The sequence below is a fragment of the Pseudomonas sp. GM17 genome (assembly GCF_000282175.2).
GTDB lineage: Bacteria > Pseudomonadota > Gammaproteobacteria > Pseudomonadales > Pseudomonadaceae > Aquipseudomonas > Aquipseudomonas chlororaphis.
In genome coordinates this window covers 4203128-4229598 of sequence record NZ_CP124732.1, presented here as the reverse complement: position 1 = coordinate 4229598, position 26471 = coordinate 4203128, and the positions used below count along the sequence as shown (strand labels likewise).

General features: G+C 64.9%; 26 protein-coding genes. 11 read left to right on the top strand and 15 right to left on the bottom strand.

Annotated features, from left to right (window positions below):
• The 7 genes from PMI20_RS19010 (at position 1) to PMI20_RS18980 (ending at position 6063) form a co-directional block, all read left to right on the top strand.
• Positions 1 to 1344 (top strand): hypothetical protein, encoded by a 1344-nt coding sequence (locus tag PMI20_RS19010; RefSeq protein ID WP_007932647.1) that lies wholly within the window; start codon positions 1 to 3, stop codon positions 1342 to 1344.
• Between the two features lie 72 nt (positions 1345 to 1416).
• Positions 1417 to 2205, top strand: a complete 789-nt coding sequence (locus PMI20_RS19005; protein ID WP_007932649.1) for a nucleotidyltransferase domain-containing protein — start codon at positions 1417 to 1419, stop codon at positions 2203 to 2205.
• A gap of 8 nt (positions 2206 to 2213) precedes the next feature.
• A complete protein-coding gene (rtcA, locus tag PMI20_RS19000; RefSeq protein WP_007932652.1) occupies positions 2214 to 3290 on the top strand; it encodes an RNA 3'-terminal phosphate cyclase in 1077 nt (358 codons plus the stop codon).
• Entirely contained in the window at positions 3290 to 4204 is a 915-nt protein-coding gene (locus PMI20_RS18995; protein ID WP_007932654.1) for a hypothetical protein, read from the top strand. Before rtcA ends, PMI20_RS18995 begins: the two co-directional genes overlap by 1 nt.
• Before the next feature lie 43 nt (positions 4205 to 4247).
• Entirely contained in the window at positions 4248 to 4877 is a 630-nt protein-coding gene (locus tag PMI20_RS18990; RefSeq protein ID WP_007932656.1) for a glutathione S-transferase family protein, read from the top strand.
• Between the two features lie 128 nt (positions 4878 to 5005).
• Positions 5006 to 5299 carry a DUF3144 domain-containing protein gene (locus tag PMI20_RS18985; RefSeq protein ID WP_007932658.1) on the top strand — a complete coding sequence of 98 codons (294 nt, stop codon included), beginning with the start codon at positions 5006 to 5008 and terminating at the stop codon, positions 5297 to 5299.
• 347 nt (positions 5300 to 5646) lie between these two features.
• Positions 5647 to 6063, top strand: coding sequence for a fascin domain-containing protein (locus tag PMI20_RS18980; RefSeq protein WP_007932660.1), 417 nt, complete (start codon positions 5647 to 5649; stop codon positions 6061 to 6063).
• A 159-nt stretch (positions 6064 to 6222) separates the two neighbouring features.
• Here PMI20_RS18980 and lysA read toward each other — a convergent pair whose 3' ends face one another.
• Entirely contained in the window at positions 6223 to 7461 is a 1239-nt protein-coding gene (lysA, locus tag PMI20_RS18975) for a diaminopimelate decarboxylase (RefSeq protein ID WP_007932666.1), read from the bottom strand.
• Positions 7462 to 7597: 136 nt separating this feature from the next.
• Here lysA and PMI20_RS18970 point away from each other — a divergent pair, with 136 nt between their 5' ends.
• Positions 7598 to 8521 (top strand): LysR family transcriptional regulator, encoded by a 924-nt coding sequence (locus tag PMI20_RS18970; RefSeq protein ID WP_007932667.1) that lies wholly within the window; start codon positions 7598 to 7600, stop codon positions 8519 to 8521.
• Between the two features lie 90 nt (positions 8522 to 8611).
• Positions 8612 to 9802 (top strand): MFS transporter, encoded by a 1191-nt coding sequence (locus tag PMI20_RS18965; protein WP_037036276.1) that lies wholly within the window; start codon positions 8612 to 8614, stop codon positions 9800 to 9802.
• Between the two features lie 21 nt (positions 9803 to 9823).
• Here PMI20_RS18965 and PMI20_RS18960 read toward each other — a convergent pair whose 3' ends face one another.
• From PMI20_RS18960 to PMI20_RS18945, 4 genes are all read right to left on the bottom strand, one after another.
• A complete protein-coding gene (locus PMI20_RS18960) occupies positions 9824 to 10414 on the bottom strand; it encodes a hypothetical protein (protein WP_007932669.1) in 591 nt (196 codons plus the stop codon).
• 347 nt (positions 10415 to 10761) lie between these two features.
• Positions 10762 to 11940 carry an acetyl-CoA C-acetyltransferase gene (locus PMI20_RS18955; protein ID WP_284168706.1) on the bottom strand — a complete coding sequence of 393 codons (1179 nt, stop codon included), beginning with the start codon at positions 11938 to 11940 and terminating at the stop codon, positions 10762 to 10764.
• 14 nt (positions 11941 to 11954) lie between these two features.
• The gene (locus PMI20_RS18950) at positions 11955 to 12614 is read right to left on the bottom strand and encodes a CoA transferase subunit B (RefSeq protein WP_007920581.1); all 660 of its coding nucleotides are present in this window, start codon (positions 12612 to 12614) and stop codon (positions 11955 to 11957) included.
• Between the two features lie 32 nt (positions 12615 to 12646).
• Positions 12647 to 13345 (bottom strand): CoA transferase subunit A, encoded by a 699-nt coding sequence (locus PMI20_RS18945; protein ID WP_007920583.1) that lies wholly within the window; start codon positions 13343 to 13345, stop codon positions 12647 to 12649.
• Positions 13346 to 13507: 162 nt separating this feature from the next.
• Here PMI20_RS18945 and PMI20_RS18940 point away from each other — a divergent pair, with 162 nt between their 5' ends.
• Positions 13508 to 14413, top strand: coding sequence for a LysR family transcriptional regulator (locus PMI20_RS18940; protein ID WP_007920584.1), 906 nt, complete (start codon positions 13508 to 13510; stop codon positions 14411 to 14413).
• Here PMI20_RS18940 and PMI20_RS18935 read toward each other — a convergent pair.
• The 3 genes from PMI20_RS18935 to PMI20_RS18925 form a co-directional block, all read right to left on the bottom strand.
• Positions 14410 to 15249: an NAD-dependent protein deacetylase gene (locus PMI20_RS18935; protein ID WP_007920585.1), complete on the bottom strand. Its 840-nt coding sequence runs from the start codon at positions 15247 to 15249 to the stop codon at positions 14410 to 14412. The genes PMI20_RS18940 and PMI20_RS18935 overlap by 4 nt on opposite strands.
• Before the next feature lie 130 nt (positions 15250 to 15379).
• Positions 15380 to 17587 (bottom strand): LTA synthase family protein, encoded by a 2208-nt coding sequence (locus PMI20_RS18930; protein ID WP_502945109.1) that lies wholly within the window; start codon positions 17585 to 17587, stop codon positions 15380 to 15382.
• A gap of 239 nt (positions 17588 to 17826) precedes the next feature.
• Complete coding sequence (locus PMI20_RS18925; RefSeq protein WP_037035781.1) at positions 17827 to 18903, bottom strand: AbrB family transcriptional regulator; 1077 nt, start codon at positions 18901 to 18903, stop codon at positions 17827 to 17829.
• Between the two features lie 128 nt (positions 18904 to 19031).
• Here PMI20_RS18925 and PMI20_RS18920 point away from each other — a divergent pair, with 128 nt between their 5' ends.
• On the top strand, positions 19032 to 19934 hold the full coding sequence (locus PMI20_RS18920) for a LysR family transcriptional regulator (protein ID WP_007930891.1): 903 nt from the start codon (positions 19032 to 19034) through the stop codon (positions 19932 to 19934).
• 111 nt (positions 19935 to 20045) lie between these two features.
• Here the strand turns inward: PMI20_RS18920 and PMI20_RS18915 are convergent, their stop codons facing one another.
• The 7 genes from PMI20_RS18915 to PMI20_RS18885 form a co-directional block, all read right to left on the bottom strand.
• Complete coding sequence (locus PMI20_RS18915) at positions 20046 to 20375, bottom strand: type II toxin-antitoxin system RelE/ParE family toxin (protein ID WP_007930893.1); 330 nt, start codon at positions 20373 to 20375, stop codon at positions 20046 to 20048.
• On the bottom strand, positions 20372 to 20602 hold the full coding sequence (locus PMI20_RS18910) for a type II toxin-antitoxin system ParD family antitoxin (RefSeq protein ID WP_007930895.1): 231 nt from the start codon (positions 20600 to 20602) through the stop codon (positions 20372 to 20374). Before PMI20_RS18910 ends, PMI20_RS18915 begins: the two co-directional genes overlap by 4 nt.
• Positions 20603 to 20811: 209 nt before the next feature.
• A complete protein-coding gene (locus PMI20_RS18905) occupies positions 20812 to 21252 on the bottom strand; it encodes a CBS domain-containing protein (RefSeq protein WP_007930897.1) in 441 nt (146 codons plus the stop codon).
• 958 nt (positions 21253 to 22210) lie between these two features.
• A complete protein-coding gene (locus tag PMI20_RS18900) occupies positions 22211 to 23317 on the bottom strand; it encodes a polyamine ABC transporter substrate-binding protein (RefSeq protein ID WP_394325641.1) in 1107 nt (368 codons plus the stop codon).
• Positions 23318 to 23487: 170 nt separating this feature from the next.
• Positions 23488 to 24384, bottom strand: coding sequence for an ABC transporter permease subunit (locus PMI20_RS18895; protein WP_284168689.1), 897 nt, complete (start codon positions 24382 to 24384; stop codon positions 23488 to 23490).
• Positions 24381 to 25262, bottom strand: a complete 882-nt coding sequence (locus PMI20_RS18890) for an ABC transporter permease subunit (protein ID WP_162136166.1) — start codon at positions 25260 to 25262, stop codon at positions 24381 to 24383. The genes PMI20_RS18895 and PMI20_RS18890 overlap by 4 nt, the downstream gene beginning before the upstream one ends.
• A gap of 41 nt (positions 25263 to 25303) precedes the next feature.
• Positions 25304 to 26446 (bottom strand): ABC transporter ATP-binding protein, encoded by a 1143-nt coding sequence (locus tag PMI20_RS18885; RefSeq protein ID WP_007922906.1) that lies wholly within the window; start codon positions 26444 to 26446, stop codon positions 25304 to 25306.
• Between the last annotated feature and the right edge of the window lie 25 nt (positions 26447 to 26471).

Here is a 26471-nt window from a genome sequence, read left to right as displayed (position 1 = left end):
ATGCACGACATGGACGCAGTAATAGAGGCCCCGCCCAGCTGGCATTACCAGCTGAGCGACTACGAAGCCCGCCGCGTGCGGGAAGTGATGGATACCCTGGACAGGCACAGCGCCTGGCTGGAACTGAGCCGCTTCGGCAACGGTTTCGTGCGGCAGGCGGCGGTGCGTGGGTTGTCCGCGCAGCCATCGGCCGAGGCTTTGGCCGCATTGCTGGAGCGCCTCAACGATTGGGTGCCCCAGGTTCGCCAGGAGGCGGCCGCGGCCGTCGAGGCGTATTGGGCGCCGGAGCACGCCGGGCTGCTGTTGCAGACCCTGGCACCGTTGCTGGCCCTTACCAGCAAGCAGCGGGCCGACCACGGCGCGACTCTGGAGCGGGCCACCGCGGTGTTGCAACTGGCCCAGGTGCGCGACGAAGTGCAAGGGGCCTTTGGCGATTGCCGGGGCAAGGCTGCGCGCTTTGTCTTCGCGCTGTTGCTCGAGGGCGTTGAGGACCGGCCGGCGCTGCTGGCCATGGCGTTGCACCACCCCGAGGTCAGCGTGCGGCAGATGGCAGTGGATGCCTGCGCCGAACTGCCCGACGAGCAGGCGGTGCCTTTGCTGGAAGCGGTGATGCGCAGCTGTGGCGCCAGTGTGCGGGTCAAGGCCTTGCGGCTGCTGTTGTCACGCTTGGCCGATTGTCGCGGGTACCTGGCGCAGGCCCTGCTCGACCCTTCGGGGGCCTTGCGTTGCCTGGCCCATTGGGCCGCGCCACACCATGGGCTGGACCCACGGCAAGTGCTGCTGGCCCGGTTGCAGCAGCCGGCTCCGGGCAACAAGCGCCAGTGGCTGGGCCTGCTGGGGCTGGTCAAGGAACTGCGGGAGCCACAGGCCGACGCCATGCTGCAACAGGCCCTGGCCTCGAAGGCGCTGAACGTGCGCCTGCTGGCCCTGCAGACCCTCGGCGAACGTGGCCTGGCCCAGCAGCTGGCGGCCCTGGACGATCCGTCGGACAAGGTCTTCAACTGCGCCCTCGACCTGCTGCGCGAGCAGCCCTGGGCGGCGTTCGAAGAGGCCCTGGAACAGCGGCTGGACCAGCATTGGCATGCGCTGCCGAAGGCGCGTCGCTGGGCCTTGCTGGGGCTCAAGCCGGGCTGGCGCCAGTTGCAATACCTGCTGTGTCGCCTGGATCGGGCGGGCAGCGAAGCCGCTTATTGGCGCGAGGCCCTGGCCCGTTGGTGCGATGCCCGCTACGCGATGTTCGACCCGGTGACCCCCAAGCCACTGCGAGAAGCACTGGCGCAGCGGTTGCAAGCGATGGAGGAGGTCGGCGAAGTGCCTCGCGGATCGCTCAAGCGCCTGTTGTGAATTACCGATGTACAAGGCGATCAGGCCAGCGCTGAGGTGCTGGCGATCGTCGATTGAACAGGACAAGGAATCATGCAATTCAATGAACGCTACCCGCTGAGCAGCGCCATGCGCGAGCGGGTACTGGATGAGCTGGCGCGGATCGAGCGCGAGCGTAACGTGCAGGTGTTGTATGCCTGCGAATCGGGCAGCCGGGCCTGGGGCTTTGCCTCCACCGACAGCGATTACGATGTGCGGTTCGTCTATGTGGAGAAGCCCGAGTGGTTCATCCAGGTGGATACCGGGCGGGACGTGATCGAGCGGCCGCTGGACGACGAGCTGGACATCAGCGGCTGGGAATTGCGCAAGACCCTCGGGCTGCTGCGCAAGTCCAACCCGACCCTGCTGGAGTGGCTGGATTCGCCCCTGGTGTATCGCAGCGAGCCGGCGGCAACCGCGCGTCTGCGAGAGTTGGCGGAGGCCTTCTACAGTCCGCCGGCGGCCCGTAATCATTACCTGTCGATGGCCAGGAAGAACTTCCGTGGCTACCTGCAAGGCGACAGCGTGCGGTTCAAGAAGTACTTCTACGTGCTCCGGCCGTTGCTGGCGGTGCGCTGGATCGATCAGGGGCGCGGCCGACCGCCGATGACCTTCGCCGAGCTGCTGGGCACCGTCGACCATCGGCCACTGCTGGACGAGGTGGATGAGTTGCTGGCCTTGAAGCGCAGCGCCGACGAGGCCGCTTACGGGCCGCGGCGCCCGGCGCTGCACGCCTTTATCGCCGCTGAACTGGAGCGCCCGGTGCCCAAGCTGGCGCGCACCCATCAAGACAACGCTGTGCTGGACGCCTACTTGCGAGACAGCGTCCGGCACTACGCCTGAGGAATGTGATGAAACAGGAAGTCATCGAACTGGACGGCGCCATTGGCGGCGGCCAGGTCCTGCGCAGTGCCCTGAGCCTGTCGATGCTCACCGGCAAGACCCTGCGCATCCACAACATACGGGCCCGGCGCAGTCGCCCGGGGCTGTTGCGCCAGCACCTGACCGCGGTGCTGGCGGCGGTGCAGGTCTGCGCGGCCAGGGTCTTGGGCGCCGAGCTGGGTTCCCGGGCGCTGACCTTCGAGCCGGGACCGATTCGCGGCGGCGACTACCGTTTCGCCATCGGCACCGCCGGCAGCTGCACCCTGGTGTTGCAGACCCTGCTGCCGGCCCTGATGCAAGCCCCGGAGCCCAGCCGCGTGAGCATCAGCGGCGGCACCCACAACCCGCTGGCACCGCCGGTGGATTTCCTCCAGCAGGCCTGGCTGCCGCAACTGCGGCGCATGGGCGGGCAGGTGGAGTTGCAGCTGCTGCGCCATGGCTTCGTTCCCGCCGGCGGTGGCGAGCTACAAGCCTTTATCCAGCCCTCGACCCTGCAACCCCTGCGCCTGGAACAGCGTGGCGAGCTGCTCGGGCGTCGGGCCTGGGCCTTGAGCGCCGGCCTGCCGGAGCATGTGGCGGAGCGCGAATTGCGCCGGGTCGGCACTCGCCTGGAGCTGCCTCGGGAGCACCTGAGCCCGGTGCGCCTGGATGAGCAATGCGGCCCGGGCAACGTGCTGTTGCTGGAGTTCGTCTTCGAGCACCTGACCGAGCTGTTCAGCGGTTTTGGCCAGAGCAGCCTGCGGGCCGAAAGCGTGGCCGATCGCGCCATCGACCAGGCCCGGGACTGGCTGGATTCCGGCGCGGCGGTGGCCGAGCACCTGGCCGATCAACTGTTGCTGCCCATGGCCCTGGCCGGCGGCGGAAGCTTCACCACCCCGCGCATGAGCGAGCACCTGCAGAGCAATATCCGGGTGATCGAGGCATTTTTACCGGTGCGTATCGACTGTTCGACGGGCGCTCACGGGGTGCTGCGCATCGAGGTTCTACCCCGCGCCATTGAGCGCAATGTCTGCGTTGCCGGACCTACTGAACACGAGAGTATTTGATGACTATCACGGAAGTCTTTTTGCAGAAGAAACTGCGCCTTACCGAACAGCTGTTGCAGGGGTTCGATATTGCCAATGATCTGGCGGTCTACGGTCAGAAAACCACGATCAAGGACGGGGTGTCGCATAGCTATATCGATGCAAAAACCTATCACCCCTCATTGGTCCGCAAGTCTCTGGACAGCCATGAGCATCTCTCGATGTTCCCCGTGGTCTTTGACTATCTGGACCTGATAGTCGACCAGCACTACGGGACGAGCGACAAATTGTTCCGGGACAAGCTGAGTATTTTCCGGCGCCAGAATCGGCAGCCCGATCCGTTGCTCAGGCATATCGAGATCATGGTTTTCGATTACGCGATCACGGTGCGCAACAAGCTTGTCCATCACAAGACCCGATTTTCCGCGTGCGGCAAGTTTTTAGAAGTAAAAGGCGGCATGAGGCTGGAGATCGCGTGTTTCGGGATGCTCAACCGATTGATCCACTCCCTGGTGCGGCGTATGCAGGCTCCCAAACCGATGAGCCTTTATCGGCGGGCGCTGCTGGTGAGTGCTTATCGCGCGGTGTTCGGGCATCTGGATCGCAGGCTTGATGGGTTGCTTGCCAAGGGGCCACGGTTACCTTCGATGAATATCACCTATTCTCGTTATCTGGTTGATATGGCCGAGGAGGAGGTGGCCGAGGACGTGGTGCTGTTCGATAAGCTGGCACGGTTTCCGGACCCTACCGGTTATCCCGATCGCCAAGCCTTCCTCAAGGTGCATCCGGACCCCGACCGCAAGATCATGTATGGCGGTTTCACCTATCGCCTGAGCTACCGTGGGACCGTTCTGCGCGTGCCGGCCGAGGCTGTTCACCAGCATCCGACCTATCGCCTCGCGGACTTCCGGCACTGGAGTGAACAACCCACGTAAGCCACCCGTCAGATGTAAGGCCCAGTCAAGCGAGGGGATGGTCATGTATCAACTTTATGGGACACAAGGCTCAGGCTCGGCCATCGTCGAGATCGCCCTGGAGTGTTGCCAGGTGCCGTACCGCATCGTCGAAGCCTCGTCCTGGGCGCCGTCGCCCGGGGCCGACGAGCTGGCGCGGCTCAATCCGCTGAAACAGGTCCCGACCCTGCAACTGCCGGACGGCAGTGTCCTCACCGAGAGCGCGGCGATCCTGATCGAACTGGGTTTGCGTTATCCGCGCTCGGCGCTGCTGCCCGAGGATGAGGGCGCCCGGGCGCAGGCCATTCGCGGCCTGGTGTTTATCGCTGCCAATTGCTACTCGGCGATCAGCGTGATCGATTACCCGGAGCGCTGGCTGCAGGGCGCCGATGAAGCGCTGAAGGCGCGGGTGCGGGACGCGGCCCATGAGCGCCTGCACCGCAACTGGGAGGTGTTCGCCGATCAGTTCGCCACGCAGCTGTACGCCAGTGGTTCACCCCTGGCGGCCCTGGATTTCCAGGCGGCGGTGGTGTCGCGCTGGTGCGGCACGCGCGAGCATCTGCGGCGCGAACGCCCCGAGTGTTGTGATCTGCTGGAGCGCATCGACCGCCACCCGCAGGTGGCGCAGGTGCTGGCGCGGCATTGGCCTGGCTGAATACGGCAGGGCGCGAGGCAGCAAAAGCCGTCGATGGTTGGGCGCGAGGCTCTTATACTCGCCGGCTGTCTTCAGGCTCATGTTTCATTGCCTATTGCTCAACTGCCCACTTTCAAGAGGAATGCCCCTTGGCCAACGAAACGGATCAGGATTTCTACAACCGCGCCGATGCCATCATCGAACTGGCAAACACCCATATCGGCGACAGCAGCCGCGGCAAGGCCAGTGCCTCGCTGATGTACGCCAACTCGCGTTTCGCCGCCTGGGTCAGCGCCTGCGGTTGCCGCAACGCCGAAGAACTGGCGGCGGCCAAGCAGCAGGCGGTGGATTATTTCGTCGAGGAATTCCGCCTGATGATGGAAGAGAACCTCACCGACTACATCGAGAATTTCTCGCGGTACATGAACCCCCAGCAAGACTGAATCCTTCCCCCCGACAGGCTTCACAGCCCAGCTGTGAAGCTGTCCCGACACTCGACTCCTGGCTCTTCGGAGCATGGGCACTCCGCGGTTTTTTATAGCCTTGTGGCGTCTGCGTTTGGCCGTGCATAGCGCTTTGATCTGAGGGCGGCGGGGCCGCGGCAACCGCTGGTCCAGTTGTCTCCCGGGCGCCCCGGGAGCCGGCAAAGGCTCGACTACACTGCGCCTGCGGCAGGCAATCCAGAGGCGTTGAATATCCCTCCGGGATGAGCACGGTCATGAGTTGCCAAGGCATTGCTGCGCCTGTGGTTACACCAGGGAACCTACCCAATCAGCAAGGAGTGCCAAACATGATCGTTCTTCCTCAACGTGTGATTGAAAACGGTACTGTCATCTCGCTACGCGGCGACTCGGGCAACTACATGTCGCGGATGGGCGCGACAGGGCTTGAACTGTCCAAGGGCGCCATCGACCAGTACTGCAAGTTCAGGGTCACCCTGATCCAGATCGGCAACGACAAGAAGCTGGCATTGCAGGGCGACACCAACAAGTTCATGTCGCGGATGGGGGCGACGGGGCTTGAACTGTCCAAGGACAGCATCGATCAGTACTGCCAGTTCTCCTATGCCATCGATACCGCCAGCGGGCAGATTTCCCTGCGTGGCGACAACGGCAAGTGGATGTCGCGCATGGGCGAGACCGGGCTTGAACTGTCCAAGGACGGCATCGATCGCTACAGCCAGTTCCTGGTGGTGGTCGAGGGCTAGCGCCAGGCGATACCCGGCGTCGGGGCAGGCTTTTTGATTGGCGTGGCCAGCACTCCAGCGGCTGGCCACGAAGTCCCGGCGTCGATCAAGGGGCGATGTCTGGAAGGGGGGACAGGCAGATCGTCCCCCCGCTTACCTGGGATGTTGCGTCTCAGGCCCTTACAACCCCATCTCCAGTTCCAGCAGGTCCGCCAGCGGCTGGCGCCGGCGGATCAGTCTCACCTGGCCATCCTCGAACAGCACCTCCGGCAGCAGCGGCCGGCTGTTGTAGTTGGAGGACATGCTGGCGCCATAGGCACCGGTGTCGTGGATTACCAGCAGGTCGCCGACCCGGGCCTGGGGCAGCAACTGCGGGGTCAGGCTTTCGTCGTCCTGGGTGAAGATATCGCCGGACTCGCACAGCGGGCCGCCGACCACGGTGGGCCGCAGTGGACGCTGCACCGCCTGGCCGTTGGCGTCGATCAGGCTCATGGCGTGATAGGCGCCGTACATGGCCGGGCGCATCAAGTCGTTGAAGCCGGTGTCGGCCAGCACGAAGTGATGGTTACCGGCGTCTTTCACCACCCGCACTTCGCTGACCAGGCAGCCGGCCTCGGCCACCAGGAAACGCCCGGGTTCGATTTCCATGCGCACGCCGTGGCCGAGCCAGGCTTCGATTTCTTCGCGGGCCTGGCGCCAGGCATTGGCGTAGCGCCGCACGTCCACCGGCTCATCGCCCGCGCGGTACGGGGTGGACAGGCCGCCGCCGATGGAGAAGGCCTCGATGTCGTGGTCCAGGGACTTGACCGCGGCCACCATGGCCGCGCCGACCTGTTCCAGGTGCCCGTAGTCCACGCCGGAGCCGATGTGCATGTGCAGGCCCACCAGCTTCAGGCCGTACTGGCGGATCACCGCGAGGGCTTCGCCGACCTGCTCGTGCCAGATGCCGTGCTTGCTGTTTTCACCGCCGGTGTTGGTCTTGCGGCTATGGCCGTGGCCGAAGCCCGGGTTGATCCGCAGCCACACGCGGTGGCCCGGGGATTTCTCGCCGAGTTGGCGCAGCATGTCGATGGAACCGGCGTTGACCTCGATGTTCAGCTCCACCACCCGTTGCAGGGTGGCGGTGTCGAACAGGTCGCAGGTGAAGACGATGCCGGCCGGATCGCCTTGCGGGCTGAACCCAGCCAGCAACGCCCGCTCGATTTCCCCCAGGGACACCGCGTCCACCCGCACCCCGGCCTCGCGGATCAGGCGCAGCACCTGCAGGTTGGAGCAGGCTTTCTGCGCGTAACGCACCACGTCGAAGGCCTTCAGTTGCTGGATGCGCACCTTGATGGTCCGCGCGTCGTAGCACCACAACGGGGTGCCGTACTGGCGGGCGGCGGCGGTCAGTTGCTCGGGAGAAAAGGGAATGGCCATGGCAATCGTCTGTGGCGAGGAAAGAGGCCTGCATGATGCCGAGGGCGATGTATTCAATAAAATATCTATTCTTTGTATCTCGATTCAGTTTTGATATGGGTTATGTAAATCAACGTCTCAAACCAAGGAGCGAGCGGTGGACATTTCCCTGCGCCATATCGAGGTGTTCCGCGCCATCATGCAGGCCGGCAGCGTCACCGGCGCCGCGCGCCTGCTGTTCACCTCGCAACCCACGGTCAGCCGCGAGCTGGCGCGGCTGGAGAGCCTGTCCGGGCTGAGCCTGTTCGATCGCGAGGGCGGCCGTCTGCTGCCGACCGCCCAGGCGATGCTGTTGCTGGAAGAAGTGGAGCGGGCCTATGTCGGCCTGGAGCGGATCAACAGCGTGGCGCAATCGATCCGCCGCTTCGAGCACGGCCAGTTGAGCCTGACCTGCCTGCCGCTGTTCTCCCAGACCTTGCTGCCGCGGGTGTGCAAGCACTTCCAGGAGCAACACGCCGGCATCGGCCTGAGCATCACCGCCCAGGAATCGCCCTTGCTGGAAGAGTCCCTCAGCGCCCAGCGCCACGACCTGGGCCTGACCGAAAGCGAACACCTGCCACGGGGCACCCAGGGCGAACTGCTGTTCTGCGCCGACATGGTGTGCATCCTGCCGGAAGGGCACCCGTTGCTGGCCAAGCCGCTGCTGCACAGCGAAGACTTTCGCGGGGTGGATTTCATCAACCTGTCAGGCCTGGACATTTATCGTCAGACCCTCGACGAGCATTTTCGCCAGGCCGGCGTCGACCGCCGGGTGGTGATCGAGACCACCAATGCCGCCTCGGTCTGCGCCATGGTGCGCCAGCAGCTGGGGGTGGCGATCATCAACCCGCTGAGTGCCATGGAGGAGGCGGGCAGGGGCCTGGCGATCCGCCCGCTGCAGTTGTCGGTGCCGTACCGGGTCATGCTGATCCGCCCGGATTTCCGGCCGTCGTCGATTTTCGTCGAGGCCTTCTGCGCCTCCTTGAAACAGGAAGCCTCGGTGTTGGCCGCCGCTCTCGAGCGCCGGCTGCGACGGGAGTGACGGCAGCAGGGCCGCCGTTGTGCGCCTAGGCTTGAAGCGACCGGTAGCGTTTGTACCCCTTGAGGACTGTCTGTCATGTCGGAACCTGCAATGAGCGACACCGGAAAGCCCCTGAGCCGCGGCATTCCGCGCACGGTCTGGGCGCTGGGATTCGTCAGCCTGTTCATGGACGTGTCGTCCGAGCTGGTGCACAGCTTGTTGCCGCTGTACATGGTCGGCACCCTGGGCATCAGCATGCTGGCGGTCGGCATCATCGAAGGCGTGGCAGAAGCCACGGCGCTGATCGTGAAAGTCTTTTCCGGCGCCCTCAGCGACTTCATCGGCCGGCGCAAGGAACTGCTGCTCTTGGGTTACGGCCTGGCGGCGCTGACCAAGCCGCTGTTCCCCCTGGCGAGTTCGGCGGAACTGGTGTTCAGTGCGCGCCTGCTGGACCGCATCGGCAAGGGCATTCGCGGCGCGCCACGGGATGCCCTGGTGGCGGACGTGGCCCCGGCACAAATTCGCGGCGCCTGTTTTGGCCTGCGCCAGTCGCTGGACACCGTGGGGGCGTTCCTCGGCCCGATCCTGGCCATCGGCCTGATGCTGTGGCTGGCCAACGATATCGCCCAGGTTTTGTGGCTGGCGGTGATTCCCGCGGCGCTGGCCGTGGCCCTGTTGGTCTTCGCCATCCGCGAACCCGAGCACGCCCCCGGCAGCCGGCATTTCCAGTCGCCATTGCGGCTGGCCTCGCTGCGACGGTTTTCCCGGCATTACTGGTGGGTGGTGGCCATCGGCGCGGCCTTCACCCTGGCCCGTTTCAGTGAGGCGTTCCTGGTGTTGCGGGCCCAGCAACTGGGCTTCTCCGCCGCCTGGGTGCCGCTGGTGATGGTGGTCATGGCCGGGTTCTACATGGTCTCGGCCTATCCGGTCGGCAAATGGTCGGACCGCATCAACCGCAGCGCCTTGCTCAGCGTCGGCCTGCTGTTGCTGATCCTCGCCGACCTGGTGCTGGCCTATGCCGAATCGGTGCCGCTGGTGCTGCTCGGCGTCGCCCTGTGGGGCCTGCACATGGGCTTCAGCCAGGGCATCCTCGCCACCCTGGTGGCCGACACCACGCCCGCCGACCTCAAGGGCACGGCCTTTGGCGTGTTCAACCTGTTGAGCGGGATCGCCCTGCTGCTGGCCAGCGTGATCGCCGGCTGGCTGTGGCAGGCCCATGGCGCGGCGCTGACGTTCTACGCCGGAGCGGGGTTTGCCGGCTTGTCGCTGCTGTTGCTGATGGGCAAGCCGAAGTCGCAGTGACAGCCTCAGGGGGGCAAGGCGCTAATGGCTCCCGCCGGGCTGATCGACCGACAGGCCCCAGACAATCGAGCTGAGGATGCCCAGGTCGAGCAACAGGGCCTGTGAGCGCAGGACCTTGCGCAAGGATGGGTAGTCGGCCTTGGTCGCCTTGAAGCTGGACCTTTCCAGCACATGGATATGCCTGGTCACCACGGTGACGGCCAGGTTGGCCAGCTGTTTCTCAGTGTCGGGCACCGCGATATCCAACTCTTGCAAGCGGTTCTGGAAGGCGCTGATGGCGTCTTTTTCACTGTCATCCCGGGGCTGGTAGAGGATCTTCTGCTCGGGGGCGCTTGCAGTGACTTTCTTGTACAGGGCGACCGACTCGTTGAAGTGCTCCAGGGCCGCTGCCTTGGCCTCGGTGGCATGCAGGGTGTCCCGCAGTTCGAGGTACATCAGCATTTCGTGGAATTTCTGCAAGCCTCGGTGCAGCTCGGCGCCGGCGTTGCTCGAGAGTTTCTCGAGTCCTTTTCTGTCCGCATCGAAGGAGGGGCCGGCACTGGCCTGGAGGCTGACCAGCCCCGCCAGCACTATGCAAAAGCCGGTGTAGAGCAGGCATCTGATCGGGCGCATGTTCCGCTCCTCGTTATCGGGTCGATGAAGCAGGCGAAGGGCTGGGTGGCATACCGGGCTCTGCCCATGTGGGCTTGAGCGCTGTGATCCGGCTTCGACGGATAAGGCTCCACGCACCGGGCTGGACTGTTTCAGCCGTGAGTCAGTGGGCAGGAAGGAGCGGAAAACGAGTCTCGCCAGCCGCATGAGTTGAATGTAGCTGACGGATGGGTGGCTGCCAGCGGCCTCTGTCCGGCGTCTGCCGGGCCGCAAAATGAACCCGGCGCACCCTGGGGTGCGCCGGGCGTATTGCCGGCCAGCCGCCGGATGTCGTGGGTCCGAGGGCGGGCCGTGGTGCGCGGTAAGCGTTAGCGTTCGATGGCCAATGCCACGCCCTGGCCGCCACCGATGCACAAGGTGGCCAGGCCTTTCTTGGCATCGCGTTTGAGCATCTCGTGCAGCAGGGTCACCAGCACCCGGCAGCCCGAGGCGCCGATCGGGTGGCCGAGGGCGATGGCGCCGCCGTTGACATTGACCTTGCTCGCATCCCAACCCAGTTCCTTGCCCACCGACAGCGCCTGGGCGGCGAAGGCTTCGTTGGCTTCGATCAGGTCCAGCTGCTCCAGGGACCAGCCGGCCTTGTCCAGGCAGCGGCGGGTGGCCGACACCGGGCCGATGCCCATGATCGCCGGGTCGACGCCGGCGTTGGCGTAGGCGGCGATCTTCGCCAGCACCGGCAGGCCCTGGGCCCGGGCTTTGGCGGCGCTCATCAGGATCACCGCGGCGGCGCCGTCGTTCAGCGACGAGGCGTTGCCGGCGGTGACCGTGCCGTCTTTCTTGAAGGCCGGCTTGAGCTTGCCCAGGGATTCGGCGGTGGTGCCGGCGCGCGGCTGCTCGTCGGTGGCGAAGGCCACGGGCTCGCCCTTGCGCTGGGGAATCAGGATCGGGGTGATTTCATCGACGAAGCGCCCGCCCTCGATGGCGGCCACGGCCTTCTGCTGCGAGGCGGCGGCAAAGGCATCCTGGGCTTCGCGGCTGATGGCGTATTTGTCCACCAGGTTCTCGGCGGTGATGCCCATGTGGTAGTCGTTGAAGGCGTCCCACAGGCCGTCGCTGATCATGCTATCGATGACCTGGCTGTGGCCCATGCGCAGACCGGTGCGGGCACCGGGCAGCACGTAGTTGGCCAGGCTCATGTTCTCCTGGCCGCCGGCGATGATCACCTCGGCGTCGCCGCAGCGGATCGCCTGGGCGCCCAGGTGCAGGGCCTTGAGGCCGGAGCCGCAGACCTTGTTCAGGGTCAGCGCCGGCACGGCGTGGGGCAGGCCGGCCTTGATCGCGGCCTGGCGCGCGGGGTTCTGACCGGCGCCGGCGGTGAGCACCTGGCCCATGATCACTTCATCGACCTGGGCGCCGTCCAGGCCGGTCTGGGCCAACAGCTGGCGGATCACCGCGGCCCCCAGATCGACCGCGGGAATGTTCGCCAGCGAACCCTGGAAACTGCCGACCGCGGTGCGGGTGGCGGCAACGATTACGACGTCTTGCATGGTCTGGTTGCTCCTCAGGCGAACTGCATTTCAGGCACGTGGGCCGGCACGATCAGCTTGCCGGCGGTCTTGCTGACGATTTCCTCGACACTCACGCCCGGGGCGCGCTCCTTGAGGATGAACGCGCCGTTCTCGATCTCCAGGTAAGCCAGGTCGGTCAGCACGCGCTTGATGCAGTTGGCGCCGGTCAGCGGCAGGCTGCAGCGCGACAGCAGTTTCGACTCGCCGTCTTTCGAGGCGTGGGTCATGGTGACGATGATGTTGTCCGCGCCGGCCACCAGGTCCATGGCGCCACCCATGCCCTTGACCAGCTTGCCGGGGATCATCCACGAGGCGATGTTGCCCTGCACATCGACCTCGAAGGCGCCGAGCACGGTGAGGTCGATATGGCCGCCACGGATCATCGCGAAGGATTCGGCGGAAGAGAAAATCGACGCGCCGATGCGCGCGGTGACGGTCTGTTTGCCGGCGTTGATCATGTCCGCATCGACTTCGTCGTCGGTGGGGAAGGCGCCCATGCCGAGCAGGCCGTTTTCCGATTGCAGCATCACTTCCATGCCGTCGGGGATGTAGTTGGCCACCAGGGTCGGGATGCCGATGCCGAGGTTCACGTAGAAGCCGTCCTGCAGTTCGCGGGCGACGCGTTGAGCCATTTGTTCGCGGGTAAGAGCCATTTTTTATTCTCCGTCAGTCGTTGGGCGGGCGATTACTTGCGCACGGTGCGCTGTTCGATGCGTTTTTCGAACGTGCCGCAAATGATCCGGTCGACGTAGATGCCGGGGGTGTGGATCTGCGTCGGGTCCAGCTCGCCCGGTTCGACGATCTCTTCGACCTCGACCACGGTGATCTTGCCGGCGGTGGCGGCCAGCGGGTTGAAGTTCTGCGCGGTGTGGCGGTAGACCACGTTGCCGAAGTGGTCGGCTTTCCAGCCTTTGACGATGGCGAAGTCGCCGGTGATGGACTCTTCCATCAGGTAGGCGCGGCCGTTGAATTCACGGGTTTCCTTGCCGTCGGCGACCGGGGTGCCGACGCCGGTGGCGGTGAAGAAGGCCGGGATGCCGGCGCCGCCCGCGCGCATTTTCTCGGCCAGGGTGCCTTGCGGGGTCAGCACCACTTCGATTTCGCCGCTCAGCAGCTGCTTCTCGAACAGGGCGTTTTCACCGACGTAGGAGGCCACCACCTTGCTGATCTGCCGGTCTTCCAGGAGCACGCCGAGGCCGAAGCCGTCGACGCCGCAGTTGTTGGAGACCACGGTCAGGTCGCGGGTGCCGCGACGCTTGATCTCGGCGATCAGGTTTTCCGGAATGCCGCACAGGCCGAAGCCGCCGGAGATCACGGTCATGCCGTCCTTGAGACCTTCGAGGGCTTCCTCATAGGACGCTACGCGCTTGTCGAAACCTGCCATCTGCACATCCTCTTGTTATTGGTATTTGCGTTGCCAGCCGGCTGGCTGGCTGGCTGTATGAAGAGAGTGAGCCGCAGTGTTGCGCCAGGGGATTGATTTGTTAAGTTGATTTTTAAGGTTGATTGATAGATAAAACTCAACAGTCGATCCCGAGGGTAGAGCATGACTGTCAAACAGATCCGCGCCTTCCTGGCGGTGGCCCAGAGCCTGAGTTTTGCCGTGGCCTGCGAACGCCTGCACCTGTCGCAGTCGGCCCTGAGCCTGACCATCAAGGCCCTGGAGGACGGCCTCGGCGGGCGCCTGTTCAGCCGCAATACGCGCAATGTCGCCCTGACCCCGGAAGGCGAGGCGCTGGTGCCCCTGGCGCGGCGCCTGATCGCCGACTGGGACAACGCCGAGGACGAACTGCGCCAGCGCTTCACCCTGCAGCGCGGGCGGGTGACCCTGGCGGCCATGCCGTCCTTTGCCGGCAACCTGCTGCCGCCGATTCTCAAGACCTTTCGCGCGCGTTACCCGCAGGTCAATGTCACGGTCAACGACGTGATCAACGAACAGGTGCTGGAGATGGTCCGCGACCGCCAGGTGGAATTGGGGGTGGCCTTCGAGCCGCAGCAAAGCGCGTCACTGCAATTCACCCCGCTGTACATCGACCGTTTCGTCGCCGTGGTGCCCAGCGATTCGCCCCTGGCCGACCTGAAGGACATCGACTGGCAATCGCTGCTGGAACACCCCTTCATTACCCTGCAACGGCCGTCCACGGTGCGGGTGATGCTTGAAGAGCACTTGCTGGCGCGGGAGATGAAACTGCCGGTGGAATTCGAAAGTCATCAACTGGCGACGGTGGGGCGCATGGTCGCCAGCGGCCTCGGTGTGAGCGCGGTACCGGCCCTGTGCGCCGGACAGATGCGCGAGCTGGGCGCGCGCTGCATCACCCTGCGCGACCCGGTGGTGGAACGCGCCATCGGCGTGCTGACCAACCCCGGGCATGAACTGTCCAGCGCGGCCCAGGCGCTGTTCGACATTCTGCGCGGGGCCGGTCTGGCCGAGCGCCTGTCGGGGGTTGCCTAGGAGGTCAGGCGCTCGGCCAGCAGCGGCAACAGTTGCTCGCAGGAGGCGGCGATCTTCAGGTCCAGCAGCTCGTCGGCGCGGGTCTTGCCGAAGTTGATGGCGATCAACGGCTTGCCCTGGTCGGCCATGACCTTGCACAGGCGAAAGGCCGAATAGGCCATCAGCGACGAACCGACCACCAGCAGGCCGGCGGCCTGCTCGATGCTGTGCAGGGCCTTGGCCGCGGTGGCCTGGGCCATGTTTTCGCCGAAGAACACCACATCCGGTTTCAGCCGCTCGCCATCGCAATGAGGGCAGCGGGGCACCTGGAAACGTTCCTCGAACACCGGGTCGAGCAGGGTGTCGCCGTCGGGCGCCTGCACCGCGTCGACGCCGGCCAGGTAGGGATTGTGCAGTTCCAGCAATTGCTGGATCGCCTGCCGATCGCTGCGTTGGTTGCAATCCAGGCAGACCACCCGGTGCAGGTTGCCGTGCAGCTCGATCACGTCGCGGCTGCCGGCCTGGTCGTGCAGGGTGTCGACGTTCTGGGTGATCAAGCCGGCGATTTTCTGCCGCGCCTGTAAATGCGCCAGGGCCTCATGGGCCGCGTTCGGCCGGGCCTGGCGGATCCGCGGCCAGCCGAGCATGGCCCGCGCCCAGTAGCGGCGCCGGGCCTTGGGTTCGGCCAGGAACTCCTGGTACATCATCGGTTGCTGGCCGCGCCGCACGCCGTCGTTGTCGCGGTAGTCGGGAATCCCCGAAGGGGTGCTGATGCCGGCGCCAGTGAGGACCATGAAGGGGCGCTCGGCCATCAGTCGCTGCAGCTGCTCCAGAGGGGTGTCCAGGGTGTCGGTCATGTGCGTCCTCGTACTCCGGCGGTGGCGCTGCGGACCGCAGCGAGGCCATACCTTGTGCCTGACGAGGAGTTTAGACAAGGGCGCGGGAACTGGACGGTCGTGCTGCCGTCCAGCGTCCCGGGGAGGTGATTCAGGAGGCGTGCGGGTTGTCGTCCTGGGGTTCTTCGCTGTCTTGCTCTTGCCCCGACAGTTCGGTGATCACGCTGAAGTCACTGACTTCCACCGCGCCCAGGCCGTAGCCCAGCAGGTGGAAGGAGAAGGCCTTGCGCGATTCCGGGTTGGCGAAGCTGAAGTCCATTTCCAGCGGCTGGTCGGGGGTGACCAGCATCTCTTCCGGCAGGCCCAGGGCCACGTCCTGCTCGCGCTCCTTGCCCTTGAGCAGGATGTAGGCGTTCTGCTGCGGGTCGGCCGAGCGCACGGTGAAACGTACGCGGGTCAGCGAGCCCTTGGGCATTTCCAGGTACTGCGCGCCGATCAGGTTGTCGGCCCAGTCATCCTTGATCTGCGCCTGCAGCGGGATGATCGCCGGGCTGCCGAACTGGTAGCGCAGGTTCAGCGGCGATTGCAGCAGAGTGCGGTCCAGGCCTTCGGCCCGGGCGCTGATCTGGCGCGCCCGCAGGCCGCCGTACTGGCCCTTGAAGGTGGCGCTGTCGGCGATGAAGCCGGTGCTTGAGTAGTAGCGGCAACGCTGCTGGAAATCGCATTCGGTCAGGGTGCCCTGGCCATCGTGATAACGCAGCTTGCCGTTGGTGTAGGACATGATCTCCCGGCCCAGGGCGTAGTCGCGAAATAGCGAGCGACCGCTGAGGCTGTCCGGCACCTGGAAGCCGAAGTAGTCGAGCACCGAGGCGCTCAGGTCGACATGGCCGTAGGTCCCGGACTTGAGCCTGGGCAACTGCGCCTGCTCCGGGGCGAGCATCAGGTTGAAACCCCAGGACGAGGCCAGGCGCACGCCATCGATGCCGTGGGACTCGTCCGAGGTGATTACCACCAGGGTGTCCTTGAGCACGCCCTGGCGCTCCAGTTGGTCCATGAACTCACCGATGGCATCGTCCAGGTAGGCCACCGCGGCCTGCTTGGGTGTGTCGAAGCGGTTGAGGTAGTTCTCCGGCGCGGAGTAGGGCTGGTGGGTGCCTACGGTCAGCAGGGTGAGCATCCACGGCTGCTTCTGCTTTTTCAGCTGGCCGACATAGTCCAGCGCGCCTTCGAAGAAAGCCTTGTCGTCCTTGCCCCAGGGGAAGTCCAGGTAGTTGGCGTTGCTGAACCACTCCAGGCCGTGGGTTGAGTCGAAGCCGATGTGCGGCATGATCTTGTCTTTGGCCATGAAGCGCAGGCCGGCGCCTTGCAGGTAATGGGTGTTGAACCCCTGCTTGCGCAACTGCGCGGGCAGGCAGGCCTGGTTGCGCTGGCTTTGGGTCAGCAGCTCGATGCCCTTGGGCGTACCGTTGTCGAGCTTGTCGTAGTCGCCGCAGAGCATGGCGTACAGGCCGCGGATGGTCTGGTGGCTGTGCAGTACGTAGTCCGGGGTGTTCATGCCGCGTTCGGCCCAGGCGCTGAGCTTGGGCATCAGGTCGTCCTGGTAGCGGCTGTGCAGGGCCTCGCGGTTGGTCTTGATATAGGCCCCGGGAATGCCTTCCAGGGCGATCACCAGCACGTTGCGCGCCTGGCCCGGGGTGGCCAGCAACGGCTCGCCGTCGAGGTCGAGCTGGGTCAGGCCGGCCATCTGCACCGGCAGCTCGGGCACATCGCCTTCCAGCCATTGCTCCAGCTGTACCTGGCCCTGGCCGGCGGCGGCCGCGAGCAACTGGTGCGGTAGGTTGAACAGGCGCCATTGATCGGCTTCGCTGGGGTTCAGGTATTGCACGCCGCCATGGGCCAGCCACAGCAGCGCCGGGGCGGTCCAGGCATGGCGCGGCAAGCGCGGGGCGCGGGTGCCGCGGGCCGCCCATTGCACGCCCAGCCACAACGCCAGCCCGGACAGCAACGCCGCCGCCAGCCAGGGATGAGCCAGGCCGCCACCGGTGGAGTTGCCGACGAACTGCGGATCGAACAGGTAATGCAGGTCGGAGGCATTGGGCAGGCGGCCCACGGCGCTGACCAGCTCGGCGCTGGCGATGCTCAGCAGGCTCCACACCAGCAGCACCGGCAGGGCCAGCCACCAGGGCCGGCGGTACAGCAGCAGGGTCAACAGGCCCGCGGTGCCCAGGTCGGAGAGATAGCCCAGGGGATCGGACCAGCCGAGCAGCGCGCGCGCCACCAGGGGCACGAGCAGCACCAGGCTCAGCAGTGCGCCGAGGGGGGCCAGGGGATGATGGAAAACACGCCGGATGAAATTCACGAAAAACCTGCCAGTCATTAAATCTTCACGCAAATGTGCGCCATGGTAACAACAGCCGGCGGCAAGACGTTTCTTATTCGAGAAGGAAATAAGCTCCCGGGTCGCTGGCGAAACGGCCCGGGGTGCTGCAGGACGGTGGCTTGAAGCCCGTATTCAGGCGCCTGGCGGTAGGGCCGGGGAAGGGGGGATGGCGCTGGGATTTACTATTTCAGAGTATTTAAAGACGCCGGGCTCCAGGTTCAGCGCGACCACTTGATGATCAGCCGGGCGAAAAAAGCGCCGCTGACGATCACCGCGAACAGCCGCAGGGTCTGCATGGCCAGCACCAGGCCGACGTCGGAGTGGGTGTCCACCGCGATGATCGTCATGGCGTCCAGGCCACCGGGGCTGGTGGCGAGGTAGACCGAGAGGAAATCCTTGTCCAGCCAGTGCGCCAGCAGCCAGGCCGACAGCGCGCAGAGGGCGATCAGCAGCACCGCGCCGAAGATCATCGCCGGCAGGCGGGCCCGGACGTAGCGCACGGTCGGCCGGTTGAAGCGCAGGCCGATGTAGCAGCCGATGGCGCCATAGGCCAGGGCCAGCAGCCAGCCGGGCAGGGTGATGTGCAGCAGCCCGGAGATCTGCAAGGCGCCGCCGATCAGCAGCGGTACCAGCAGGGCCCCGGCCGGCACCCGTGAGCCGAGCAGCACGCCGAGCACGATGGTGCCCAGGGTCAGGCCGAGGTTGAGCAGGGTGAAGGTCTGCAGGACCACCTCGGTGCTGTGGGCCTGGCTGCCGCCGGCCGGGACGCCGATCCAGTGGCCGGCCAGGGCGCCGATCATCACCACGCAGACCACTCGCACGTACTGCATGGTGGCCACCACCCGCGAGTCGGCGCCGAAGTCGTCGGCCATCGCGACCATGGCCGAGGCCGCCCCCGGCGCGGTGCCCCAGGCCGCAGTGCTGGGTGGCAGGCCGCCGAGGCGCACCAGCGCCAGGCCGACCAGGGCACTGAGGCAGACGGTGAGCAAGGTGGCGAACAGCATCACGTGCCAGGACTGAGCCATCGAGGCCAGCACGGCCATGGTCATGGAATGGGCGGCCAGGACCCCGACCGAACCCTGGCCGAGGCGGAAGGCCTGGCGCGGCACGCGGATGCTGGCACCGCTGACGCCGAAACCGATGGCCACCAGCATCGGCCCGAGAAACTGCCCGGCGGGCACCTCGAAGTGGTTCAGCAACTGCCCGGCGCTGCCGGCGAGGATCAGCAGCGCCAGCCATTGCAGGGCAAGGGGCCAGGCGGACAGGGACAAAGGCGAGGGACGAGGCAAGGGCATTCTCCAGCGCGCTGGCCGTTCCTGTTGCGGGACCGTTGCTACCAGCGCTTCGGAGCAAATTATTGATAGCGCAATTGATCAAGTCCAGTTTCTAATTGTGATCAACCAATAACTCTGGTTTATCGATTATGGACCTGCGCGACCTGACCTATTTCGAAACCATCGCCGAGCTCGGCCACCTCGGGCGCGCGGCGCAGAAGCTCAATCGCAGCCAGCCGGCGCTGACCAAGAGCATCCAGCGCCTGGAGGAGTCCTTCGGCACCAAGCTGTTCGAGCGTGACGGGCGGCGGATCAAGCTGACGGCGGTGGGCCAGTTGCTGCAACAGCGCGCGCGGCAGTTGCAGCAGAACATCGCCGAGACCCATCGCGAGGTGCGCGATTTTGCCAGCGGCGTGCTCGGCAATATTCGCCTGGGCTGTGCCGCCAGCATGGCCGAGCACTTGCTGCCGCAGATGACCGCGACGCTGCTGGAACGCGCCCCGGACATCACCCTGAACCTGGTGATCGGCCAGGACGACGTGCTCCGCGAGTCCCTGCGTTCGGGGCGCCTGGACATGGTGATCTGCCCGCTGTCCGAGGGTGACCCGCACCTGAGCCATCACACCCTGTTCGAAGACCAGGCCGTGGTGGTGGCCAGCCGCGACCATCCGGTGTTCGACACGCCGATGCGCCTGCAAGACCTGTGCGACTACCGTTGGGTACTGCCGGGAACCGGGGTCTCGGCCCGCCGCTGGATCGACAACGTGTTCCAGAGCCACCAGTTGCCATTGCCGTCGGTGCAGATCGAGACCAACACCATCTCCCTGCTGCCGCGGCTGATCGCCAAGACCGGGCTGCTGAGCTTCCTGGCCCGGGAAACCCTGGACGACTTCAAGGGCATCGCCCACCTGCGGGAAGTGCCGCTGGCGCAAACCCGCATGCATCGCAGCATCGTGGTACTGGTACGGACCGAAGGTTACCTGTCGCCGGCAGCCCAGTTGCTTTTGGATTTGCTCAAGCGTGATGGGCGGCAGTTCTTCACCGCGGGTTAAACGGCGCCTGGTAGCGGGCTACGCATGACGTGCCTCTGTAGGAGCAGCCGGTCGACGCTCGATTGCTCGCGATAGTCGGCCAAGCCAGCGCAATTAAACGCTGCTGGTCGGTCAGTGTGCGGGGCTTTGCGTCAGCGAGGCGGGAATGTCCCGCATGGTGTGCAGGACGCGCCACACGTCAATGTGGTCGTCGTGCCGGGTGTAGAACACCAGATAGGGATAGCGACTCAATGGCCAGTAGAGAAGCCCTGGCAAATCGAGCTCATGGGTGTAGCGGGAAAGGCCTGAGGCCGGATGCCGGGCGATATGCGCATAGGCGGCTTGCAGGTCGTCGATGAAGCCCAGGGCCGCCTGCTCGGCCTGTTGAGCCAGGTAGTAAGCGATAGCGTCTTCTACATCCTGATTGGCCAGGGCCCTTGGAATGACCCGCTGTGCCTTCATTCCTTACGGACCCTGTCGCGAAGGGCGTCGAAGTAACGATCATCCACAGGAGCGCCAGGCGCCGATTCAGCACCCGCCAGCAGCAGACCGCGCAGGTGCTGTCGATCCTGATCCTTGCGGATCAGCTCCCGTACATACTCGCTGCTGGTGCTGTAGCCCCGCTGGCTGACCTGATCGTCGACGAAGGCCTTGAGGGCTTCTGGCAGGGAAATGTTCATGGTGCTCATGGTTTTGTCCACTGTTGACAAAATTTGCCAAAGTATACGCCGCTAACCTGGCCTTGCCACAGTCGATGAGGGGTGATCCTAGGGTGTCCGATTGCGCCGAGCCGCGTCGGCGGGATGCTGCAATGGTTTGGCTGTGCAGGAGCCGGCCGGTGGGCCTCTTCGCCGGCAAGCCGGCTCCTGCGGGGGGATGGTAGTGGTGAGGGGAGGGCTTACTCGCCGCGAATGTACTGTTCCAGCTGGCGGATCAGGTCGGCCTGTTCGGCGATGGCTTCCTTGACCAGGTCGCCGATCGACAGCAGGCCCAGCAACTGGCCGTCTTCCACCACCGGCAGGTGCCGCAGGTGGCTGTCGGTCATGATGCCCATGCAGGTCTCCACGCTCTGGTGCGAGTCCACGGTGATCACCGGCGAGCTCATGATCGCGCTGACCGGCGTGCCCACCGAGGAGCGGCCGTGCAGCACTAGTTTGCGCGCGTAGTCGCGTTCGCTGATCACCCCGACCACTTCGCCGTTCTGCATCACGGGCAGGGCGCCGACGTTCTTCTCGGCCATCAGCATCAGTGCTTCGAGCACCATCTGGTGGGGCGCGATGGTGTGCACTTGCTGGTTGTGCTTGGCCTTCAACTTCAGTACTTCAGCGACGCTCTTCATGGGGCGCTCCTGTTGTTTTGCCCAAGGCGGCCTGGCGCCGCCCCGAGGGGGTCTCTACAGAATCGTAGAGAGTGAACGAAGGGGCAAGGTTGAAAGCGGCACCCACAGAAGGAAAAACGCCACTGAATCGTTTCTTCCCGGAAAACGCCCCATTACCGGGCGCGCCCTGTAGCCGCTGCCGAGCCTGCGAGGCTGCGACAAGGCCCGCAGGGCCTTCATGGGGTCTTGAGATCGTTGCGTCCCTTCGGGCCGATCGCAGCCTGCGGCAGCGGCTACATGAAACCTGGCAGCGCCCTTGTAGCCGCTGCCGAGCCTGCGAGGCTGCGACAAGGCCCGCAGGGCCTTCATGGGTCTTGAGATCGTTGCGTCCCTTCGGGCCGATCGCAGCCTGCGGCAGCGGCTACATGAAACCTGGCAGCGGCCCTGTAGCCGCTGCCGAGCCTGCGAGGCTGCGACAAGGCCCGCAGGGCCTTCATAGGTCTTGAGATCGTTGCGTCCCTTCGGGCCGATCGCAGCCTGCGGCAGCGGCTACATGAAACCTGGCAGCGGCCCTGTAGCCGCTGCCGAGCCTGCGAGGCTGCGACAAGGCCCGCAGGGTCTTCATGGGTCTTGAGATCGCCGCGTCCCTTCGGGCCGATCGCAGCCTGCGGCAGCGGCTACATGAAACCTGGCAGCGGCCCTGTAGCCGCTGCCGAGCCTGCGAGGCTGCGACAAGGCCCGCAGGGCCTTCATGGGGTCTTGAGATCGTTGCGTCCCTTCGGGCCGATCGCAGCCTGCGGCAGCGGCTACAGGGTTTTGTGTGGGGGCTAAAAGCAAAAAAGGCGCCCGAGGAGGGCGCCAAGGAGTCACCTGAACCGAGGGAGCCAGGCGAGCCCGTTCGCAGGGGTGTCGCGGTGGTAAGGCGCGACTGAACGGAAGAGGGCAGCGGCGCCCGCCGCGATGGCGGGCGCGCGGGGTGTCATTTGCCGAGCTTGATCCGCGTCCAGCCGCGGTTCATCACGCGCTGGATGGCGATCGGCTGGTCGGGCACCGCGTACAGGGTGGCGAGCACGGCCTGCGGCGGGTACGAGGCCGGGTCGTTGCGGATGGCTTCGTCCACCAGCGGCGTGGCGGCGGCGTTGGCGTTGCTGTAGCCGAGGCTGTTGGTGACCTCGGCGATGATGTCCGGGCGCATCAGGAAGTTCATGAACAGGTAGGCGTTGTCGACGTTGGCCGCGTCCTTGGGCATGGCCATCATGTCGTAGAAGCTGCCGGCGCCTTCCTTGGGAATGCTGAAGGCGACCTTTTCCTTGTTGCCGGCCTCTTCGGCGCGCGAGCGGGCCTGCAGCACGTCGCCGGAGTAACCCACGGCCACGCAGATATTGCCGTTGGCCAGGTCGGAGATGTACTTGGAGGAATGGAAGTAGGTCACCGAAGGACGGATCTTCATGAACAGCGCCTCGGCCTCGAGGATCTGCGCCTTGTCCTTGCTGGTCACCGGGTAGCCCAGGTAGTGCAGGGCGGCGGGGAGCATTTCCGTCGGCGAGTCGAGGAAGCTGATGCCGCAAGCCTTGAGCTTCTCAGCGTTCTCCGGCTTGAACAGCAGGTCCCAGGAGTTGGTCGGCGCGTCGCTGCCGAGCACCGCCTTGACCTTGTCCGGGTTGTAGCCGATGCCGATCGAGCCCCACATGTACGGGAAGGCGTGGGCGTTGTCCGGGTCGCTGGCGGCGACGTTCTGCAGCAGCACCGGGTTGAGGTTCTTCCAGTTCGGCAGCCGCGACTTGTCCAGTTCCTGGTAGACCCCGGCCTTGATCTGCTTGGCCATAAAGCTGTTGGACGGAACCACGATGTCATAGCCGGACTTGCCGGTGAGCAGGCGCGCTTCCAGGGTTTCGTTGCTGTCGAAGACATCGTAGATGACGTGGATGCCGGTCTCGGCCTCGAACTTCTTCAGGGTGTCCGGGGCGATATAGTCCGACCAGTTGTAGACACGCAGCTCCTTGTCGCTGGCTTGAGCGCCGGTCACCATCGTGCCCATCAAGGACAGGGTCAGCATGGTTTTGGCGAACAGTGTCCTGCCAAGCATTTTCATCACTACAACTCCATTTCTTATTGTGCAGAATTGCTGCATTCGCAATGCGGTGTGTCAGGGTGGGCGCCATCGCCAGCAAGCTGGCTCCTACAGGGACGGTGCATGTCTTTAGGAGCGAGCGTGCTGGCGATCCAGGCGCCGGCGTGTGTCGTGAACGCGATGGCCTAGGCCGTCGCAGGCGCTGGTGCAGCAGGTTTGCTGGCGGCCGCTGGCTGCCAGGATTCGTTGGCGGTGTAGTCCATGGCTTCCTGGATCGCCCGCTTGCGGGCCGCTTCGGCGCGTCGGCCGAAGTACCAGACCAGGAAGGTCACCAGCGACACCGCCAGCAGGATCAGGCTGGCCACGGCGTTGATCTCCGGTTTCACCCCGAGGCGCACCGCCGAGAACACTTCCATCGGCAAGGTGGTGGAACCCGGGCCGGAGACGAAGCTCGCCAGCACCAGGTCGTCCAGGGACAAGGCAAAGGACATCATGCCGCCGGCCGCCAGCGACGGGGCGATCATCGGGATGGTGATCAGGAAAAACACCTTCCACGGCCGCGCACCCAGGTCCATGGCCGCCTCTTCGATGGACAGGTCCAGCTCACGCAAGCGCGCGGAGACTACCACGGCCACATAGGCGGCGCAGAATGTGGTGTGGGCGATCCAGATGGTGACGATGCCACGCTCCTGCGGCCAGCCGATCATCTGCGCCATGGCCACGAACAGCAGCAACAGCGACAGGCCGGTGATCACCTCCGGCATCACCAGCGGCGCGGTGACCAGGCCGCCGAACAGGGTGCGGCCCTTGAAGCGGGTGACCCGGGTCAGCACGAAGGCCGCCAGGGTGCCCAGGGCCACCGCGGCGATCGCGGTGTAGCAGGCGATCTCCAGGGAGCGCACCACCGAGCCCATCAACTGCTGGTTATCCAGCAGGCCGACGTACCACTTCACCGACCAGCCGCCCCAGACCGTCACCAGCTTGGAGGCGTTGAACGAGTAGATCACCAGGATCAGCATCGGCAGGTAAATGAACACCAGGCCGAGCACCAGCATCAGGCTGGAAAATCCGAAACGTTTCATGCCCGTCCCTCCATCTCTTTGGCCTGGCTGCGGTTGAACAGCAAGATCGGAATAATCAGGATCGCCAGCATCACCACCGCCAGGGCGGAGGCCACCGGCCAGTCGCGGTTGTTGAAGAACTCCTGCCACAGCACGCGGCCGATCATCAGGGTTTCCGGGCCGCCCAGCAGCTCGGGAATCACGAACTCGCCGACCACCGGGATGAACACCAGCATTGCGCCTGCAATGATGCCGTTCTTGGCCAGAGGCACGGTGATTTTCCAGAAGTTGTTGAAGTTGCTCGAACCCAGGTCCGACGCGGCTTCCAGCAGGCTCTGGTCGTGCTTGACCAGGTTGGCGTACAGCGGCAGCACCATGAACGGCAAATACGCGTACACCACCCCGATATAGACCGCGGTGTTGGTGTTGAGGATCTCGATCGGTTCCGAGGTCAGGCCGCTCCACATCAGGAAACCGTTGAGCAAACCGTTGTTGCTGAGGATGCCCATCCAGGCATAGACGCGGATCAGGATCGCGGTCCAGGTCGGCATCATGATCAGCAGCAGCAAGACGTTCTGGGTTTCCTTGCTGGCCTTGGTGATCGCGTAGGCCATGGGGAAGCCGATACCTAAGCACATCAGGGTGCTGAGCAGGGCGACCTTCAGCGAGCCGAGGTAGGCCGAGATGTACAGCTCGTCACCCACCAGCAACGCGTAGTTGCCGACGTTGAGCAGCAGCTGGAATTTCTGTTCGGCGAAGCTGTAGATCTCCGAGTAGGGCGGAATGGCCAGGGCCGCTTCCGAGAAGCTGATCTTCATCACCAGGAAAAACGGCAGCATGAAGAACAGGAACAGCCAGAGGAATGGAATACCGATCACCAGCTTGCGACCGCTGGGCAGCACACGGGACAAACGCTGATTGAGAGTCATGCTGGAGGTATTCATGCGCGCAGTACCACGCCGCTGTCGTCTTCCCACCAGACGTACACCTGGTCGTCCCAGGTCGGCCGCGCGCCGCGGCGTTCGGCGTTGGCCATGAACGACTGGACGATCTTGCCGCCGGGCAGTTCGACGTAGAACACCGAATGGCCGCCGAGGTAGGCGATGTCATGCACCTTGCCCCGGGACCAGTTGTAGCGGTGCTCGGGTTGGCGGGTGCTGACCAGCATCTTTTCCGGGCGGATGGCGTAGGTCACCGACTTGTCCTGCACCGAGGTGCTGACGCCGTGGCCCACGTAGATCTGCTGTTCCAGCTCCGGGCAGTGGATCACTGCGTGGCCTTCCAGGTCTTCGATGACGGTGCCGTCGAAGGCGTTCACGTTGCCGATGAACTCGCAGACCATGCGGCTGACCGGGGCTTCGTAGATGTCGATCGGGCTGCCGATCTGGGCGATCCAGCCCAGGTGCATGATGGCGATGCGCTGGGCCATGGTCATGGCTTCTTCCTGGTCGTGGGTCACCATCACGCAGGTCACGCCGACGCGCTCGATGATCTCCACCAGTTCCAGCTGCATCTGCGAGCGCAGCTTTTTATCCAGGGCGCCCATGGGTTCGTCGAGCAGCAGCAGCTTCGGCCGCTTGGCCAGGGAGCGGGCCAGGGCCACGCGCTGGCGCTGGCCGCCGGACAGCTGGTGCGGCTTGCGCCTGGCGTACTGGGTCATGTGCACCAGGCGCAGCATCTCTTCCACCCGTGCGTCGATCTCGCTGGCCGGCAGGCGGTCCTGCTTGAGGCCGAAGGCGATGTTCTGGGCCACGGTCATGTGCGGGAACAGCGCGTAGGACTGGAACATCATGTTGATCGGCCGCTCATAGGGCGGCATGTCGGTGATGTCCACGCCGTCCAGGTAGATACGCCCCTCCGTCGGCCGCTCGAAGCCCGCCAGCATGCGCAGCAGGGTGGACTTGCCGGAACCCGAGCCACCGAGCAGGGCGAAGATCTCGCCCTGGTGAATGTCCAGGGACACATCGTCCACGGCCACGGTTTCATCGAACTTCTTGGTCACGCGGTCGACTCTCACCAGCACCTTCTGCGGTTGCGGGTGACCTTCCAGAGCCTTTCTGTACGTGCTGGAGGCGTTTGCCATGTGGAACTCCCAACAGATGTCAGTC